Origin of the sequence: Liquorilactobacillus satsumensis, assembly GCF_964065465.1 — a bacterium.
GTDB lineage: Bacteria > Bacillota > Bacilli > Lactobacillales > Lactobacillaceae > Liquorilactobacillus > Liquorilactobacillus satsumensis.
This window is the reverse complement of sequence record NZ_OZ061606.1, coordinates 2,543,979-2,559,744: the sequence shown is the minus strand read 5'-3', so window position 1 is coordinate 2,559,744 and position 15,766 is coordinate 2,543,979. Positions and strand designations below refer to the sequence as shown.

Genomic DNA, 15,766 nt, shown 5'->3' with positions numbered 1-15,766 from the left:
GATTGATTCGTCGTTATACTTATTTTTTACCATGCCTAAACCTCTTTGATTTTGGAATATGTGTATTGTTGCCGCAATCGTTTTTAGTGTACTAACTAGAACATCATAACCTATGAAATCAACAATTGTAAAGTAATGCCATGCTGGTGGTCACCCCGGTGCAACGTGAAAAAACAAAATAAAATTGAAGCTGAAAGCCAAACAGTGATAGAATAAGTCGTATTAACTAAAGGAGGTTACACTGGAGTGGATTCAACAATAATTATTATGCTGGTAGTTGCATATCTTCTTGGATCAATCCCATCTGGTGTCTGGATCGGTAAGATATTTTATGGTAAAGACATCCGCCAATTTGGTAGCGGGAATATGGGAACCACCAACACTTTTCGTGTGTTGGGGAAAAAAGCGGGAATAATTGTTTTATTGGTAGACATGCTGAAAGGAACCTTAGCCGCTTGTCAACCGTACTTATTCGGTTCACATATTAATGTTTTGATTATTGGTTGTGCAGCAGTTATCGGGCATGTTTTTCCGCTGTTTGCACGTTTTCGTGGTGGTAAGGCAGTCGCAACCAGTGCCGGAATCTTACTGGCATATAGTCCGTTATTCTTTCTCGTTGCTTGGGTTATTTTTCTGACCACACTTTATTTATCAAGTATGGTCAGCATTGCCAGCATGGTCGGGATGACTTTAATTACGCTGCTCTCACTATTCTTTTTCCACGATTATATTCTCACGCTCATTGCGTTAGCGCTGACAATCTTTGTCTTTTATCGTCATAAGGGAAACATTGCACGCATCCGCAGCGGACAGGAGAATCTTGTTCCGTTTGGCTTAGTCTATAAACGCCAGCATCAAAAAAAGTAATAAAGCATGTTGCATAAAGTTACTAAAAATGCGAGGGCCTTTTCTAAAGACTCTGGCATTTTTTGTAGTCCCAAATTAAGCGCACGTCCAACCTGACATCTGTTTCTATTAAATCACTTGAAACACAGCACTAGAAAGAGGGTTGGCGCAAACTTGGAAATCTTCTTCCTTGTTTTTCACAACCCCCTGATTTTATTCTCCGTTTACTTACGTGTAAGCTGCTGTTTTAAAAAACCGAAATTTCATATTTTCCTGTAAAGGAAGTCTGCGCAGGTAATGCATGAATTGCATTCTTAGTACTCAGTTCACCCTTTGCAGTGACATCATCGGCCAACCCCCACCAAGGCTCAAGACACACAAAGGGAGCTTGTGCCGGATAGGGTGACCAGATACCGCAATATTCTGCATTTTCCAGCCGCAGCGTCACTCCTGTATGTGCTGCAGCGTCAGTTAACGTCAAGGTTGTCGGTTCTGCTTGCAAATTGAAGATTAAAGCATCATGTGCAAAGAGTTTATGGCTCAGCGCAATGTCATTAGTCGTCGTCTTCACAGCATGTGCCACATCTGTATAGTTGCCGACTAATGAAATCTGCTGACGTTCTTTATGTGGCGTTAATTCTACGTGATAATCCGCAAAATCCAACTGAGGGTCTCCCATAGAGATTAAAAGCGGGATGACCCCCGATTGAAAAATAACTTTTCTGATTGGCAGGATTTTCAACAGTGTAAGTGACCGCAACACTTTCAGCATGGAGTGTATAGGAAAGTTTAAGCACAAAAGCAAACGGGTACTTTTCTTTTGTGCTGTTTGAAGCTTTCAACTCGAAAACAACAGCAGTCTTAGTCTGTTTTACCACCGTAAAGTCCTGATCACGGGCAAATCCGTGCTGGTGCATTTCATATGACTGACCCGCAAAACGATAGTGATCAGCTTGCAAGCGTCCGACAATCGGAAACAAGACTGGAGCGTGCCTACCCCAATATTGCGGATCCGCTTGCCATAAATATTCAAACTGCTTTTCTTTCCCGTATAAACTAACCATTTCCGCGCCATGTTCACTAAAAACCACTCTGAGTTTGTTATTTTCAAGAGTAACTGTCATGCTAACACCTGCTTTTTAAAGAATGTATTGACTTAAGTCTTTATCTGCTGCAATGTCACCAATTTTATTGTTCACGTAAGATTCTGTAATCGTAATCTCACCCATCTGCATGTCAGGTCCTTCATACAAAATATCTTCCAAAAGTCGCTCCAAAATGGTATGCAGACGTCGAGCGCCAATATTTTCGTTTTCATGATTGATGCGATAAGCAATTTCAGAGATCCTGCGAATTGCTTCGATGGTGAACGTGACTTTAATATTATCAGTTCCAATTAAGGCAATGTACTGTTTAACCAATGCGTTATTCGGTTCTGTTAGAATACGAACAAAATCTTCACTCTTCAATTCATTCAATTCCACTCGAATCGGAAAGCGTCCTTGTAATTCGGCAATTAAATCACTGGGTTTACTTTCATGAAATGCCCCTGAAGCAATAAACAAAATGTGATCAGTGTCAAGCAAACCATATTTTGTCTGCACCTGTGAACCTTCCACAATCGGTAAAATGTCACGTTGAACTCCTTCACGTGAAACTTCCCCTGCGTTTTTTTGCGATTTTGAAGTTACCTTATCAATTTCATCGATAAAGATAATTCCGGTGTCTTCTGCTCTTTTCAGGGCACGTTCAGCAATATCAGCAGTATTAACTAGTTTTTCAGATTCTTCTCTAATTAAAACTTCACGTGCTTGGGCAACAGTCATCGTTCTTTCAACCTGCTTAGGCGGTGTTAAAGCACTTAAGGCGTCTCCAAGATCAACCCCCATTTGACCCAACATCCCGTTTTGTCCCTGGAACTTGCGTGTTGGATCAGCAACCTTCACAGTAACTTCTCGATTTTCCAGTTGTCCGCGCTTGAGCTGTTCACTCACAGAAAGTCGTTCGTCGCGTACTTCGTCAGTAACCTCTTCTTCAGCCGCCTGAGTCTGCCCAAAATTGGCAGGCATCTTCCCACTTTGGAGATCACGAAACAGCTGCATAAAGTTCTGCTGTTCATTGGCCTGCTTTTCTTGACTCTTTTTCTTTGCGGGAACTATCAGTCTGATCAACCTTTTTTCTGCATTCTTCTGAGCTTCTGGTCTAATCTGCTGGAACTCAATTTCTTCTTCCATCTGATATGCAACTTCTACGAGATCACGGACCATTGATTCAACATCACGACCAACATAGCCGACTTCGGTAAATTTTGTTGCCTCAACCTTTATAAAGGGCGCTTGCACAATTTTTGCAAGGCGTCGTGCAATTTCTGTCTTACCGACCCCAGTAGGCCCGATCATCAAAACATTCTTAGGTGTAATCTCTTCTTGCATTTGGCCAGTAAGCTGCAAACGGCGGTAACGGTTACGCAAAGCCACCGCAATTGCTTTTTTGGCTTCATCTTGTCCAATTACATATTGATTTAGTTCCTTCACAATCTGCTTGGGTGTTTTATCAATTGGTTTCATTTAATAGATCCCCCTGTATTTCTGCTAAAGTTCCTCTGCAATAATATTATGGTTAGTAAAGATATCAATATCTCCGGCAATTCCAATGGCAGCTTTTGCAATTTCAACCGCTGACATGTCCGGAGCATGTTTTTTCAGTGCCTTTGCGGCCGCAAGCGCATAGTTGCCACCAGAGCCAATCGCTAAAATTTCATCATCTGGAGCAATCACTTCACCGCCACCAGAAACCAGCAGCAGTTCGTGTTTATCCATTACGATCAACAAAGCTTCTAGCTTCTGTAATGTTTGGTCGCTACGCCATTCCTGCGCAAGTTCAACCGCCGCGCGCTGCAAGTTACCACTGTATTCATTAAGCTTCTTTTCGAAACGTTCCTCTAAGTTAAAAGCGTCTGCCACACTACCTGCAAAGCCGACTGCTACTTTGTCATTGTAAATTCTGCGAACTTTGCGTGCAGTGCCTTTCATAATGACCTTCTCGCCCATTGTTACCTGCCCATCACCAGCCATTGCCGTGTGTCCGTTGTGATGAACGGCACAAATTGTTGTTGCATGAAAAGAAATTCCTGACATCTTTTTTCCTCCTAAAATAACTAAGCTAATTTTAAATTAAAGTAAAACATCTGTATTAAGCACGGGGGAAAAACTTACGATAATCCCGCTGCAGATGTTCTTTAGTAACATGCGTATAAATTTGAGTAGTTGAAAGACTGCTGTGCCCCAGCAGTTCCTGAACGGCACGCAGATCTGCTCCATTATTCATTAAATGTGTTGCAAAAGTATGCCGTAATTCGTGTGGATGAATTTGGGTTGTCAAACTGCTTCTTGCAACAATTTTTTTTAAAATATAGGCCACCCCTGCAGCCGTCAACGGCTCACCATGATGATTCACAAAAACCGCTTCATGTTCCTGGTGGTATTTAGCCATTAGAGGGGTGCGTGTTACCGAAAAATAACGAATTAGCGCATGCTGGCAATATTTACCAAAGGGAACATAGCGATCCTTGCTCCCTTTACCATGCAGCAGCATCGCTTTCATATCCATATCGACAGCCTGCATTGTCAGTCCCGTACATTCACTAACACGCATTCCAGTATCATAGAGTGCTTCAAGTAAAGCGTTATCACGTACAAGCATCGGGTCATCACCTTGCGTAGCTGCGAAAAGTGCAGTCATTTCCTTTTCATAGAAAAAATGCGGTAACGGCCGTGGATGACGCTTAAGTTGGACATAAGAAAACGGGTTATGGTCAGCATAACCATTTTTTTCGAGAAAATGGTAGAAGGAACGCAGGCTTGACAACATTCGTGCAATTGAAGTTGACTGATAATTACGATCATACAGATAACTCATATAGACGTGCACATCGAAGCGACTAATTGCCTGAAAAGAAGTTGCACCTCCGTTAGCTGCAATAAAATCACTGAAAATCTTTAGATCGTCAGTATAAGCCTTAAGTGTGTCGGGGGAGTACCGCCGCTCTACACTAAGATATTGTTTGAAATCATTAATCCATTCTTGTTCCATCAAAAAACCTCCACCTTAACGCTACTACTTTAGCATAAAAAATGGAGGAATGCCTCATGTTCGACTTAATTTTACAAAGAACTAAGAATTAAATAATCGCTTTAAATCAGCAATTACTTTTGCAGTTCTTCTGCATAATCACAGTGACTGCACTTAACTTGCAGTCCCCGTTTTAGCTTTTTTTGCACTAAATAATGACTGCACTTGGGGCAATTGCGCCCAACCGGTTTGTCCCATGAGACAAAATCACATTCAGGATAACGTGAACAACCATAAAAAACTCGATTTTTTTTGGATTTACGTTCCAGAATTTGACCCTTATGGCACTGTGGACATTCAACCCCGATTTCCTTTGTGATTGGCTTGGTATTGCGGCAATCAGGAAAACGGCTGCATGCATAGAACTTCCCATAACGTCCCAGCTTAACCACTAAAGGTGCCCCACAAATATCACAATTGATCCCTGCAGGTTCGTCTTTGATCTTAACCTTGGCCAATTGCTCACCCGCTGCATCAACCTCTTTAGAAAAAGGACGGTAAAACTGATCAATTACTCTGACCCACTCTTGTTTTCCTTCTTCAATTTCATCAAGTTGTCCTTCTAGTTGCGCGGTAAAATCAACGTTCAAAATATCTGGGAAACACTTTTCAATCATTTCATTAACAATCTCACCCAATTCAGTCGGTTCAAATTTGCGAGCTGTCAACTTAACATAATAGCGTTTCTGAATCGTACTCAAAGTTGGAGCATAGGTGGAAGGCCGTCCAACCCCATTTTCCTCAAGGGTCTTAATCAAAGTTGCTTCGCTATAACGCGCTGGTGGAAGTGTAAAATGCTGATTAGGTTGATTCTGAACGAGCTTAACAGTATCTCCTTCTGTTAAATCAGGCAAAATGTTATCCTTACGTTTACTCTCAGCATAGACCTTAGTAAATCCTGGAAATTTCATTTTCGAGCCTCTTGCCCGGTATAAGACTCCATTTTGTTCGATGTTAACACTCATCGTATCCACAATTGCAGGGGTCATTTGACTTGCAACAAACCGCGACCAGATCAAAGAATATAACTTCAACTGATCCTTGCTAAGATAATTTTTTAATGACTCAGGCGTGCGTTTAACTGCTGAAGGCCGGATGGCTTCATGAGCATCTTGTGCACCTTCAGCAAGCTTGCCTTTGCGTGGTTTAACTGCCGCATATTCAGCACCATAAGTGTCGGTAATAAAGGTGGCCGCCTCATGCTTAGCGATTCCGGAAATTCGAGTCGAATCAGTTCGCATATAAGTAATTAAGCCCACCACGCCGCCTTTTCCAATATTAATTCCTTCATAAAGCTGCTGTGCAACCATCATTGTCTTTTGTGTCCGAAAGTTCAATGAATTATTGGCAACCTGCTGCATTGTACTTGTAGTGAAGGGCAGTGCAGGAAACCGTTTGCGTTCCTTACGCTCAACCTTAGTAATTGTAAATGGTTTAGTAGGTTCAAGCTGTTTGAGTATCTTTTGGGTTTCTTCATTGTTATTAAGTTTAAGCTTTTTTCCATTCAAACCATAAAAGCTGGCTTCAAATTTAGTGCGCCCATGCTGGAACTGTGAATCAATCGTCCAATATTCTTCAGGTTCAAAAGATCGAATCTCTTGTTCCCTTTTAATAATCAAGTTAAGGGCAATCGACTGGACACGCCCAGCACTCAATCCCTTTTTAATTTTAGCCCATAAAAGTGGACTGATTGAATAGCCAACTAGCCGATCAAGAATTCTGCGTGCCTGCTGAGCATCCACCAAATTCATGTCAATTGCCCGCGGGTTCTTGAATGAATTCTTAACAGCATCTTTGGTAATTTCATTAAAGACTACCCGATTTTTATCCTGAGGATCGAGTCCCAGAATATACGAAAGATGCCACGCAATCGCCTCTCCTTCACGGTCAGGATCGGCTGCAAGATACACACGTTGGGCTTTTTTGGCTTCTTTTCTAAGTTCCTTGATGACATCGCCCTTACCACGAATAGAGATGTAATGCGGCTCGTAGTCGGCAGCAACGTCAACTCCCATTTTACTCTTAGGCAAATCACGGATATGACCTAAACTGGCCATTACTTTGTACCGCGAACCTAAATACTTCTCAATCGTTTTAGCCTTGGACGGTGATTCAACGATCACTAGATTCTTTTTTGGTTTTCTTCTTGTTGTTTTCTTTGTAGGTGTTTTTTTCTGGACCTTTGGCATCGACCAAACTCCTTTAATTACAGTGTCTTTTTTTGTTCACAAAAATCGGTAATAATGTTATGCCACGAATCCGGTCTTTGTCAAGTGTTAAGAAATTCTTCTATAATATCCTGCGCCTTCAAAACCGGTTTGGCCCCTGCAAGCAGCAATTCGTTTGTTCCCACTGAAAGCGGTGAAGTAATTGGACCGGGAACTGCCAAAACATTTCGATTTTCTTGCAGCGCCAAGTTGGCAGTAATCAAACTGCCGCTATGATGCCGGGCTTCAATTACAAGTGTCGTTTCGGCCAAACCTGCAATAATCCGATTACGTGCAGGAAAATGGTGCCTGCGAGGGGGAATACCTAAACCGTATTCACTTAACACTAAGCCATTGCGCGCAGTGGCTTGCTGCAACAAGCGATTCTGTGGTGGATAAAAAATATCTAAGCCACTCCCAATCACCGCCACCGTGCGCCCGCCATTTGAGATTGTTTGTTTATGAGCAAGGCTATCGACCCCGCGCGCAAGACCACTAAGGGTTACAATACCAGAAGAAACAACTTCTGGCAATAAGACTTGCAAGACTTCCTGTGCATACACAGAATTTTGGCGCGCGCCCACCACTGCTAGGAGCAAATGATCGTTTAGTAAAGCTAGATCGCCTCTGCAAAATAAGACATTTGGCGGTGCATAAGTCTCACGCAGCAGCTTTGGATAGTCCTCATCAAAAAGCGTGATAACTTGACTGCAAGCATAATTTTGAGCTGCCCATAATTCCATTTTAGGGCCTGTAAAAGCCCGCCAAAATAACTCTCTTTTGGTCCCGCTCAAACCTAAGAGACTGTCGAGTTCAGCATTGCACGGTACTCTTTTTTGCTCCAGTATCCAAGTATAAACTCGCCCAACAGCCTGCGGACTAAGACCTGCACTCAAATGTAATTTAACAAGTAGCTCTTTGGATTCCATTTAAATCCCCCCGTATTTTGATTATCTATAAAATACGCAAAAAGGAAGATTACCATCGCTACTTCAAGTATTGGGAACGTAATGGTTCAAAAGTCAAACGGTGCAGCGGTGTTACACCGTGTGCCGCAATTCCCTGCAGATGCTTGGCAGTTCCATAGCCATCATTATGTGCAAAATCATATTCAGGATAGAGTTTTGCATAAAAGGACATCAAATGATCCCGACAGACCTTAGCGACGATACTGGCGGCAGCTACACTGACACTTTTGGCATCTGCTTTAACCAGTCGTAACTGCGGAATCTTAGTTTCAAGCTGCATTGCATCAATAATCAGCTGTTGAGGCTTGATCTGCAGGCCATCAACCGCCTGCAACATTGCTACCCTGGCTGCCTGATAGATATTGATCTGGTCAATCACTTGATTATTTACGGCCCCGACAGAGACTGCGAGTGCTTCGGTTAAAATTTTAGCATAAAGCTCTTCTCTTTTATGTGCTGTCAATTTTTTGGAGTCATTTACTGCTAGCAAAGAAAAATTATGCGGTAAAATAACTGCAGCAGCGACTACAGGACCCGCCAACGGTCCCCGCCCCACCTCATCAACACCGGCAACTAAGGGGACACCTTGTTGCCAAAAGCCTTGTTCGTATTTAAAACGTGCTTTAAAGTTTTTAACAAGCTCTGCCTGTTGTGCTTTTTTCTTTAAATAGTGTTTAAGTGCTTGCTGGACTCCTTTACGCTGATCTAGCTGTAATTCCTCTAACAGGACTGCAGTTGGATGCTGTGCAAGCTCTGCTTTGATCTGTGCGATCGTTAAGTTAACTTTAGTCATTGATACACCAGCTCTTAAATATTTTCAGGAACTTGATCAAGCGTGTAGCACCCTAATTTGTTTCTGCGACAGTCCAAAATCATTCGTTCGCTTGCACGATCATAATCATCACGCATTCCAATTTGGTGCGTAATCTTTAATAAAAGATCTGGCAAATTCAGCTTGAGATCAGCTTCTGCAAGCTGATAGCGGCTCCGTAATTCTTGCGGAGCCTGTGCAAGAAAATGCTCCAAAAGATACAATGCAACGTCGTCTTTGGCATAAAGCGTATCCTTAATAGCACCTGTCAAAGCCAATTTTTTACCAACGAGGGGATCCTCGAATTTGGGCCACAAAATTCCTGGAGTATCAAGTAAAAGCAGGTTGCTGCCTGCCTTTAGCCATTGCTGTGCTTTGGTGACACCTGGTCGATTACCGACCTGTGCGGCTCTGCGTTTTAACAGTTGATTCAATAAAGTCGACTTGCCGACATTCGGAATTCCAATACACATCACTTTAATTCTTTTATGGACAATACCTCTTTGATGCTGCGCTGTTAATTTAGTCTGTAATACCGTATAAATTTTTTGCTCCAGCGCGCGTAGATCACCCTTTTGACTGTTAACAGCTAAAGCCGGCTGCCCTGTTTTTTCATAATAACTAACCCAGCGCCGAGTGGACTGCGGATCAGCCAGATCTTCTTTTGTCAAAACTACAATGCTTGGCTTATTTTGTAAAATTTCTACCAATTGAGGATTGCGAGAAGACTCAGGTAAACGCGCATCCACCAATTCTAAAACGATATCGACCTGTTTGACATTTTCTTTGACTTGACGTAAGGCCTTGGCCATATGACCAGGAAACCATTGAATGACTGCCATATAAATATTAACTCCCTTTTAATTGTGACCAATCCATCTAACTTTATTTAACGGCCAATAAATAATGAGCGCTTTGCCTTTGATCCAGCTATCTTCTACTGGTCCAAAAGTCCGTGAATCTTTACTGATTTTTCGATTATCACCCAATACGAAATACTGATTAGCTGGCACGCGTGTGGTTCCAATTAATTCTGCTAATTTAAAGTCGGCCGTATAAGGTGAATGTTTGCCCCGTAAAACAGACCGGAGAAACTTTTCTTGATAAATTTTTCCGTTGATATAAAGATGATCATTCCGATACTCGAGCCGATCCCCTGGCATCCCAATGACCCGTTTAATATACGTCTGCCCATCCGGCATTTTAATCGTAACGACGTCAAAGCGCCGAATCTTGCCAAAATTCATGACCAGAGCGTCTTCTCTTGAATATAAAGTCGGCTCCATTGAATTGCCTGCGATCTGCAATGGAACAATCAGAAAAGACTTCACAAAAAGTGCCGCCAATAAGGCAAAAAAGACTAAAGGAAACCAGTAACTTAAATGAAACTTTTTACGAAATCTCTTCCAGCTATGTTTCACTGCCTTGTGTCCTCCACTTTTAAGACTGCATCTATTACTATTCTAACAACTCCTGTTCTGGCTGGCAAAATTATTTTTTCTAATGCGTGTACACCGGTTCCTCATCCGCTTCAGCTTAAGTCCAAACTTGTCTGATTTACGGGTTTAAATGCAGCAACTGCCTTTTAGTCCACATTTCAGCATTAGCTGTTTGGAAACCAAACAAGGGGCTGTGACAAAAGTTAAATTTTGGCACAGCCCCGCTTTTATTCTGGATAAACGTGTTCCATAAGTCACACACTCCTAATTTCGTTATGCGCAACCCACTTAGTTTTAGTTTTGCAAAGCGACTTTCAATGCTGCCTGATATGCATTGTCACTAGCTGCAGCTTTAGCCGTTGCTAATTCCTCTAACTTATTGATCGTTGTGGCATCAGCCTTGCCACTTTGTTCCAATTTGTTATCTGCCTGGAACTTCTTAAGTGCAGTAGCTGTCTCGGCACTAAAGTAACCCTTAGTATCTCCAGGTGTGTAACCTAGAGCCTGCAGTAAGACTTGCATTTTTTTAACTTGGCTGGAAACATCTCCTTGTTGATAGGTTTGCTTAGTATCAATTGCAGTCTGGTATGCATAACTAGGAAAATCTGCTTTAATTGTTGGTTGGAGCCCCTTATGATGAATCCAAGAGCCGTCTGGAGTTAACCATTTTGCAATCGTCATCTTCAGTTCAGTTTTGTCACTGAAAGGCAGTGTATTTTGCACCGTTCCTTTTCCATATGACTTGGTCCCAACCAATTTAATATTAGCAGACTGGTTCAAAGCTGCAGAAAAGATTTCCGCCGCACTAGCACTGCCACCGTTAATTAAGACAACAGTTTTTTCCTTAACCTTAAATCCACCATCATAATTTTTACCAGCCTTATAAACCTGGGCATTCTGTCCTCGCGTCTGAACCTGCAAGATAGTCTTGCCGTTTTCGACAAACATTGATGCCATCTTCAAGGCCTGGTCCATCAAGCCACCCGGATTATCACGCATATCAATCACAAATGACTTAGCTCCTTGTTTGCGCAAGGTTTTAATTTCGCTCTTGAATTCTTTAGCAGTATTCTCTGAGAACGTTGAAACTTGAAGATACCCAACCGTCTTATGTTGTTTGTCAAGATGACCAGTTACGGTCTTGACTGGAATCTTTGCGCGCGTCAATACTTTCGTGAAAGTATCACTCCCGCGACGAATCTTCAAAGTTACCTTAGTTCCCTTTTGACCTCTAATAAATGAGACTGCCTTGCTTAAGGAAACTCCTGTCATCGACTTGCCATCAATCTCTTCAATGATATCATTGGCTTTTAATCCTGCTTTTTTAGCGGGCGTATTGTCAATTGGTGCAATAATTTCGATATGGGAACCATTCTTGCGTACCTCAGCCCCAATACCGGTAAAACTGCTTGAAATGGTATCATTCAAAGACTGAGTTTCAGTTTTTGACATGTATTCTGAAAAAGGATCTCCTAATGCGTTAACCATTCCAGAAAGCGCTCCGTTTTCAAGTTTCTGGCGGCTAACTTTTTTATAATAATTGTTATAAAGCGCAGAGTAGACTGCCTCAATTTTTCCAAGTGAACTATTAGTCTGTTCTACCGCTTGCAACCGTTGATTCATAAAAATAAAAACAGCGCCACCGCCAAGTAACAGCGTCACTAACGCAGTGACGATCAGTGTCAGTAGACTGAATTTTTTAGGTGCCTTCTTCGGCGCCTGTTTGTTTTTCTTAAACATTCTAAAACCTCTTATTCATTCAAATTATTGCGCTCTAATTCATTTTTTCGAGGTACATCTGCCAAGCTTGATCAAAAATAGTCATTGTTGGCAAATAGTTCCCATTCAACTCCAGATATTGCGAAAGCGTTTCATAATCATCAGCCTGTTTGGGAAAGCCTTGATCATAAAAAGCATTGTTGGCAAACTGCGCAACTTCATCGCTGCTATTAGGATTGCGCTCGGTCATTAAAAATTGGTAAAAACTTTTGCGATACATTGCAGTCCCTTCTTTCACTGTGCTGATTCAAGCGGAATATCCACGCGAAAGCGAAAATCGTCTTTTTGCAGATCTATTTTTTGAGCTCGAATACGGACACTTTGCTTCAATGAAACTTCGCTAAGATGCAGCGTAATTGTCTTAGCTCGACTGTTAATTGTCATCCATTTGCCTAAATTATAATTATTTTTAACATAATTTAAAATAAAGGATGGTGGAACATTCAGTGAACCAATTGCGACAGACTTGGCATGCAAAACAATGTTGCCGCCTGCCGTAACTGTCGGACGTGTATACAGTGAAAATGAAACATTTTGCCCTAGAATCTTAGTTGTTCCCACGAGTGCCACTGATTGGCCAACATTAAAGAAATACTTGATTTTCTTTCCCTTCTGCTGCTGTGTCAGATAATGGTTAACGACCCCATTTAACTGCTCTTTATTCATTCGTACATTAAGCGTTGTAAATCTACCTGTAAACTTTTGTGTCGTCACTTGTTTTTGCACCGTGGTCGTGGTGGTCGCTTGGTGTACTAAGAACAAACCAGATCCCAGTACCAATGCCAACAAGAGTCCAAATGCCCACTTCCAATAATTTGGTCTTTGTTTATCTGGTGCATGCGTTCTTTTGCGAATCATTTAGCCCCCTCCTTATTCAACCAAGTCGCTTTATGCTTAAGCATCGTTGTATAAAGCTGATCAGTCATATACATATACCCCCGCAAGTTTGGATGAAAATGATCTGCAGCTGACAAATAATTGTTTTTTTCTTTTTGATTCTGCAATATTTTATCAAGCCGTGTTGTGTTGACAGTATTTAGATCTGTCAACGTGGTCTTTTTCAATTGCTGCGTCTTCCCTAAATACTGACCTTCTGAAAGCTTCTTTTCAATATTAATGGGGTAAACTCTACTTTGCTGCGCAGCAGTTGCAACAGTTACCTTATTCCACTCAGTTGTATATTGCTGCAGTTTAGTTAACGTCGGAAAATAAACATAGAAAGGGTTATAAACACTAAACAAAAAAATCGGCGCCTGTTGATTATAGCTACGAATCTTTGTTAAAAGCTGTGAAATCTTTTGTGTATAGGTTTTTTCTGCACTAGGCAAGGCACTTGCCAACTGATCTGAAGTCAGTAAGGAAAAATTACGTTGTAAAACCTGCATCAAATCATTACCGCCAACAGTCATGACAATCACATCGGCTCTTCGCAACTGCTGCTGCATCTTTTTTTGTTGCTCAAGCCGTGCTAAAATTTGATCGCTGCGATCCCCAGCTTTTCCAAAATTCTGTGTTGAAACTTGAATGTTTTGCTTTGTCTGCAGTTTTTGTTTAATCAGGCTGACATATCCGCCTGTTGCAGTAGGATCTCCCACACCCTGTGTCAAAGAATCACCCACAGCTACCAGCTTAAGCTGCTGCTTTTTGACCACCTTTTGCGCACTTGAGCTGGTTTGCTGGTTTTCCGTATGTGGTGCTGCTGTTAAAAAAATAAGTCCTGCATATACGAGTCCTGTGAGAACCAGTAACACGCTCCAAAAAATCAGTGTTTTTTTAATAACTTTCACGCACATTCCTTCCCTATCTGTGACTTTTATTTTATGGCCTCAAACTTTTTATAAACGCTACAAGTATACCAAAAATCAACAAGGTTTGCATGCTGGTCTGCTGTTTAGAAAAAACTTAGCAATTCCTTATTTTATTGCGTAAATCCAGGCTGCTTTTTATAATTTTGAGCAAAAAAAGAGGAGGTCGCGTCATCAAACTCCTCACTTTAAGTCCAAATTATGCATACTCCACAACTAATTATGCCTGTAATTCGTATTTTTGGTGCGCAATTTCCAACTGACGCTGCGTCTCCTCTTATTCAGTAACTATTTTCTGCGATACACTTTAAAGCTATGGGCATAAGGGTTCTGATGATCAACTAGTCCTTGAGTTGCTGAAATCAATTCAAAATCAGCCATCTTTAATTCCGGCATTTTAGTATCTGCGGTAAATTCAGCGTCAATTTCTGTTACATAAAGATAATCAACCTCATCAGCAAATGCTGCGAATAAGGAAGCCCCTCCGATAATAAAAATTAGTTGCGTTTCTGTGGCTAACAAACGCCGTAAATCCGCCAGGGTATGCACAACTGTCACCTGAGCATTTTCTGCGTATTTATCGGCAAATGCCGCAGAACGTGTTAATACATAGTGATGTCTATGTGGCAAAACTCCAGGCAGGCTTGCAAAAGTCTTGCGTCCCATCACAATCGGATGCTGCGCTGTAGTTTTTTTAAAATACGCAAGATCCGCTGGCAACTGCCAGGGAAGGTGTCCTGCTACACCGATCTGATGCTTACGATCCTCAGCCCAAATATAAGCTAACATCTTGATCCTCCTTAAACATTTAAACCGAAACTGGTGCCTTAATCCCCGGATGTGGATTGTAGTTTAAAACTTTAATATCTTCCATTTCAAAAGCAAAAACATTCTTTTTTTCAGGATTCAGCCACAAAGTCGGAGCTTCTTTAGGCGCTCTACCAAGTTGCTTTTTAATCTGTTCCAAATGATTATTATAAAGATGCGCATCGCCCAAAGTGTGGACAAATTCGCCGACTTCTAAACCGGTTTGACGGGCAATTAAATGGGTGAGCAGTGCATAACTTGCAATGTTAAACGGGACTCCCAAAAAAACATCTGCACTTCTTTGATATAGCTGACAGCTCAATTTACCATCAACAACGTAAAACTGAAAAAGCGTGTGACATGGTGGCAGCGCACTAGCCGGCACATCTTCAGGATTCCAGGCAGTCACTATCAAACGGCGCGAATTAGGATTCTGTTTAATATTTGTAATCACATTTTGAATTTGATCAATCGTCTCACCCTTACGTGTCTTCCAGTGGCGCCACTGAGCCCCATAGACATCCCCTAATTCACCATACTTCGCTGCAAAAGAAGGGTCCGCTAAAATACGTGCACAAAAATCTTGTTTTTGTTTTTGGTACTCGGCCGCAAAAGCAGCATCTTTTAACGCACGGTGACCAAAATCGTGCATCTCAGGTCCAGTATATGCGCTACTTTCTACCCAATTCTTAAAAGCCCACTCATCCCAAATATGGTTGTTATGTTGTAATAGATAACGAATATTTGTGTCGCCACGTAAGAACCAGAGTAGTTCACTCTTAATTAGTCCAAATGCAACTTTCTTAGTTGTTAGCAAAGGAAAACCTTTGCTGAGATCAAAACGCATTTGATATCCAAACAGGCTGCGGGTTCCGGTTCCGGTCCGGTCACCTTTAACATGCCCTCTTTCAAGAATTGTGCGTGCAAGTTGTAAATATGGCGTCTCCAAAATTGCCATTTTAAAGCCCCTCTC

At 41.7% G+C, this 15,766-nt stretch carries 17 protein-coding genes; 1 reads left to right on the top strand and 16 read right to left on the bottom strand.

Annotation, left to right across the window (positions count from 1 at the left end):
• The first annotated feature begins 246 nt into the window (after positions 1-246).
• Positions 247-867, top strand: a complete 621-nt coding sequence (plsY, locus tag AB3Y88_RS12030; protein WP_054756569.1) for a glycerol-3-phosphate 1-O-acyltransferase PlsY — start codon at positions 247-249, stop codon at positions 865-867.
• A 226-nt stretch (positions 868-1,093) separates the two neighbouring features.
• On the opposite strand, the gene AB3Y88_RS12025 is transcribed toward plsY, so the two are convergent.
• The 16 genes from AB3Y88_RS12025 to AB3Y88_RS11950 all read right to left on the bottom strand — a co-directional run bounded on the left by AB3Y88_RS12025 (position 1,094) and on the right by AB3Y88_RS11950 (position 15,751).
• The gene (locus AB3Y88_RS12025; protein ID WP_228887919.1) at positions 1,094-1,510 is read right to left on the bottom strand and encodes a hypothetical protein; all 417 of its coding nucleotides are present in this window, start codon (positions 1,508-1,510) and stop codon (positions 1,094-1,096) included.
• On the bottom strand, positions 1,470-1,970 hold the full coding sequence (locus AB3Y88_RS12020) for a hypothetical protein (protein ID WP_228887918.1): 501 nt from the start codon (positions 1,968-1,970) through the stop codon (positions 1,470-1,472). The genes AB3Y88_RS12025 and AB3Y88_RS12020 overlap by 41 nt, the downstream gene beginning before the upstream one ends.
• A 15-nt stretch (positions 1,971-1,985) precedes the next feature.
• Positions 1,986-3,413, bottom strand: a complete 1,428-nt coding sequence (hslU, locus tag AB3Y88_RS12015; RefSeq protein ID WP_056960353.1) for an ATP-dependent protease ATPase subunit HslU — start codon at positions 3,411-3,413, stop codon at positions 1,986-1,988.
• Positions 3,414-3,437: 24 nt separating this feature from the next.
• Entirely contained in the window at positions 3,438-3,983 is a 546-nt protein-coding gene (gene hslV / locus AB3Y88_RS12010) for an ATP-dependent protease subunit HslV (RefSeq protein ID WP_054756567.1), read from the bottom strand.
• 55 nt (positions 3,984-4,038) lie between these two features.
• A complete protein-coding gene (gene xerC / locus AB3Y88_RS12005; RefSeq protein WP_056960350.1) occupies positions 4,039-4,938 on the bottom strand; it encodes a tyrosine recombinase XerC in 900 nt (299 codons plus the stop codon).
• Positions 4,939-5,051: 113 nt separating this feature from the next.
• Positions 5,052-7,166, bottom strand: a complete 2,115-nt coding sequence (gene topA / locus AB3Y88_RS12000) for a type I DNA topoisomerase (protein WP_056960349.1) — start codon at positions 7,164-7,166, stop codon at positions 5,052-5,054.
• Positions 7,167-7,246: 80 nt separating this feature from the next.
• Positions 7,247-8,113, bottom strand: a complete 867-nt coding sequence (gene dprA, locus AB3Y88_RS11995) for a DNA-processing protein DprA (RefSeq protein WP_228887917.1) — start codon at positions 8,111-8,113, stop codon at positions 7,247-7,249.
• Between the two features lie 58 nt (positions 8,114-8,171).
• A complete protein-coding gene (locus AB3Y88_RS11990) occupies positions 8,172-8,945 on the bottom strand; it encodes a ribonuclease HII (RefSeq protein ID WP_228887916.1) in 774 nt (257 codons plus the stop codon).
• Between the two features lie 14 nt (positions 8,946-8,959).
• Entirely contained in the window at positions 8,960-9,805 is an 846-nt protein-coding gene (ylqF, locus tag AB3Y88_RS11985; protein ID WP_228887915.1) for a ribosome biogenesis GTPase YlqF, read from the bottom strand.
• An 18-nt stretch (positions 9,806-9,823) separates the two neighbouring features.
• The gene (lepB, locus tag AB3Y88_RS11980) at positions 9,824-10,384 is read right to left on the bottom strand and encodes a signal peptidase I (RefSeq protein ID WP_056960344.1); all 561 of its coding nucleotides are present in this window, start codon (positions 10,382-10,384) and stop codon (positions 9,824-9,826) included.
• 312 nt (positions 10,385-10,696) lie between these two features.
• Positions 10,697-12,142 carry a S41 family peptidase gene (locus AB3Y88_RS11975; protein WP_228887914.1) on the bottom strand — a complete coding sequence of 482 codons (1,446 nt, stop codon included), beginning with the start codon at positions 12,140-12,142 and terminating at the stop codon, positions 10,697-10,699.
• A 34-nt stretch (positions 12,143-12,176) separates the two neighbouring features.
• Positions 12,177-12,401, bottom strand: a complete 225-nt coding sequence (locus tag AB3Y88_RS11970; protein ID WP_054756562.1) for a YozE family protein — start codon at positions 12,399-12,401, stop codon at positions 12,177-12,179.
• A gap of 14 nt (positions 12,402-12,415) precedes the next feature.
• Positions 12,416-13,039, bottom strand: coding sequence for a YpmS family protein (locus AB3Y88_RS11965; RefSeq protein WP_367293436.1), 624 nt, complete (start codon positions 13,037-13,039; stop codon positions 12,416-12,418).
• Positions 13,036-13,968, bottom strand: coding sequence for an SGNH/GDSL hydrolase family protein (locus AB3Y88_RS11960; protein WP_228887912.1), 933 nt, complete (start codon positions 13,966-13,968; stop codon positions 13,036-13,038). The genes AB3Y88_RS11965 and AB3Y88_RS11960 overlap by 4 nt, the downstream gene beginning before the upstream one ends.
• A 306-nt stretch (positions 13,969-14,274) precedes the next feature.
• Entirely contained in the window at positions 14,275-14,775 is a 501-nt protein-coding gene (locus tag AB3Y88_RS11955) for a dihydrofolate reductase (RefSeq protein ID WP_054756558.1), read from the bottom strand.
• A gap of 19 nt (positions 14,776-14,794) precedes the next feature.
• Positions 14,795-15,751, bottom strand: a complete 957-nt coding sequence (locus tag AB3Y88_RS11950) for a thymidylate synthase (protein WP_056960338.1) — start codon at positions 15,749-15,751, stop codon at positions 14,795-14,797.
• Positions 15,752-15,766: the final 15 nt, after the last annotated feature.

Bases quoted from the DNA above. Each gene is read 5' to 3' on its own strand.
- AB3Y88_RS12020 (WP_228887918.1), bottom strand. From the start codon at position 1,970: ATGACAGTTACTCTTGAAAATAACAAACTCAGAGTGGTTTTTAGTGAA.
- hslU (WP_056960353.1), bottom strand. From the start codon at position 3,413: ATGAAACCAATTGATAAAACACCCAAGCAGATTGTGAAGGAACTAAAT.
- hslV (WP_054756567.1), bottom strand. From the start codon at position 3,983: ATGTCAGGAATTTCTTTTCATGCAACAACAATTTGTGCCGTTCATCAC.
- xerC (WP_056960350.1), bottom strand. From the start codon at position 4,938: ATGGAACAAGAATGGATTAATGATTTCAAACAATATCTTAGTGTAGAG.
- topA (WP_056960349.1), bottom strand. From the start codon at position 7,166: ATGCCAAAGGTCCAGAAAAAAACACCTACAAAGAAAACAACAAGAAGA.
- dprA (WP_228887917.1), bottom strand. From the start codon at position 8,113: ATGGAATCCAAAGAGCTACTTGTTAAATTACATTTGAGTGCAGGTCTT.
- AB3Y88_RS11990 (WP_228887916.1), bottom strand. From the start codon at position 8,945: ATGACTAAAGTTAACTTAACGATCGCACAGATCAAAGCAGAGCTTGCA.
- ylqF (WP_228887915.1), bottom strand. From the start codon at position 9,805: ATGGCAGTCATTCAATGGTTTCCTGGTCATATGGCCAAGGCCTTACGT.
- AB3Y88_RS11975 (WP_228887914.1), bottom strand. From the start codon at position 12,142: ATGTTTAAGAAAAACAAACAGGCGCCGAAGAAGGCACCTAAAAAATTC.
- AB3Y88_RS11970 (WP_054756562.1), bottom strand. From the start codon at position 12,401: ATGTATCGCAAAAGTTTTTACCAATTTTTAATGACCGAGCGCAATCCT.
- AB3Y88_RS11965 (WP_367293436.1), bottom strand. From the start codon at position 13,039: ATGATTCGCAAAAGAACGCATGCACCAGATAAACAAAGACCAAATTAT.
- AB3Y88_RS11955 (WP_054756558.1), bottom strand. From the start codon at position 14,775: ATGTTAGCTTATATTTGGGCTGAGGATCGTAAGCATCAGATCGGTGTA.
- AB3Y88_RS11950 (WP_056960338.1), bottom strand. From the start codon at position 15,751: ATGGCAATTTTGGAGACGCCATATTTACAACTTGCACGCACAATTCTT.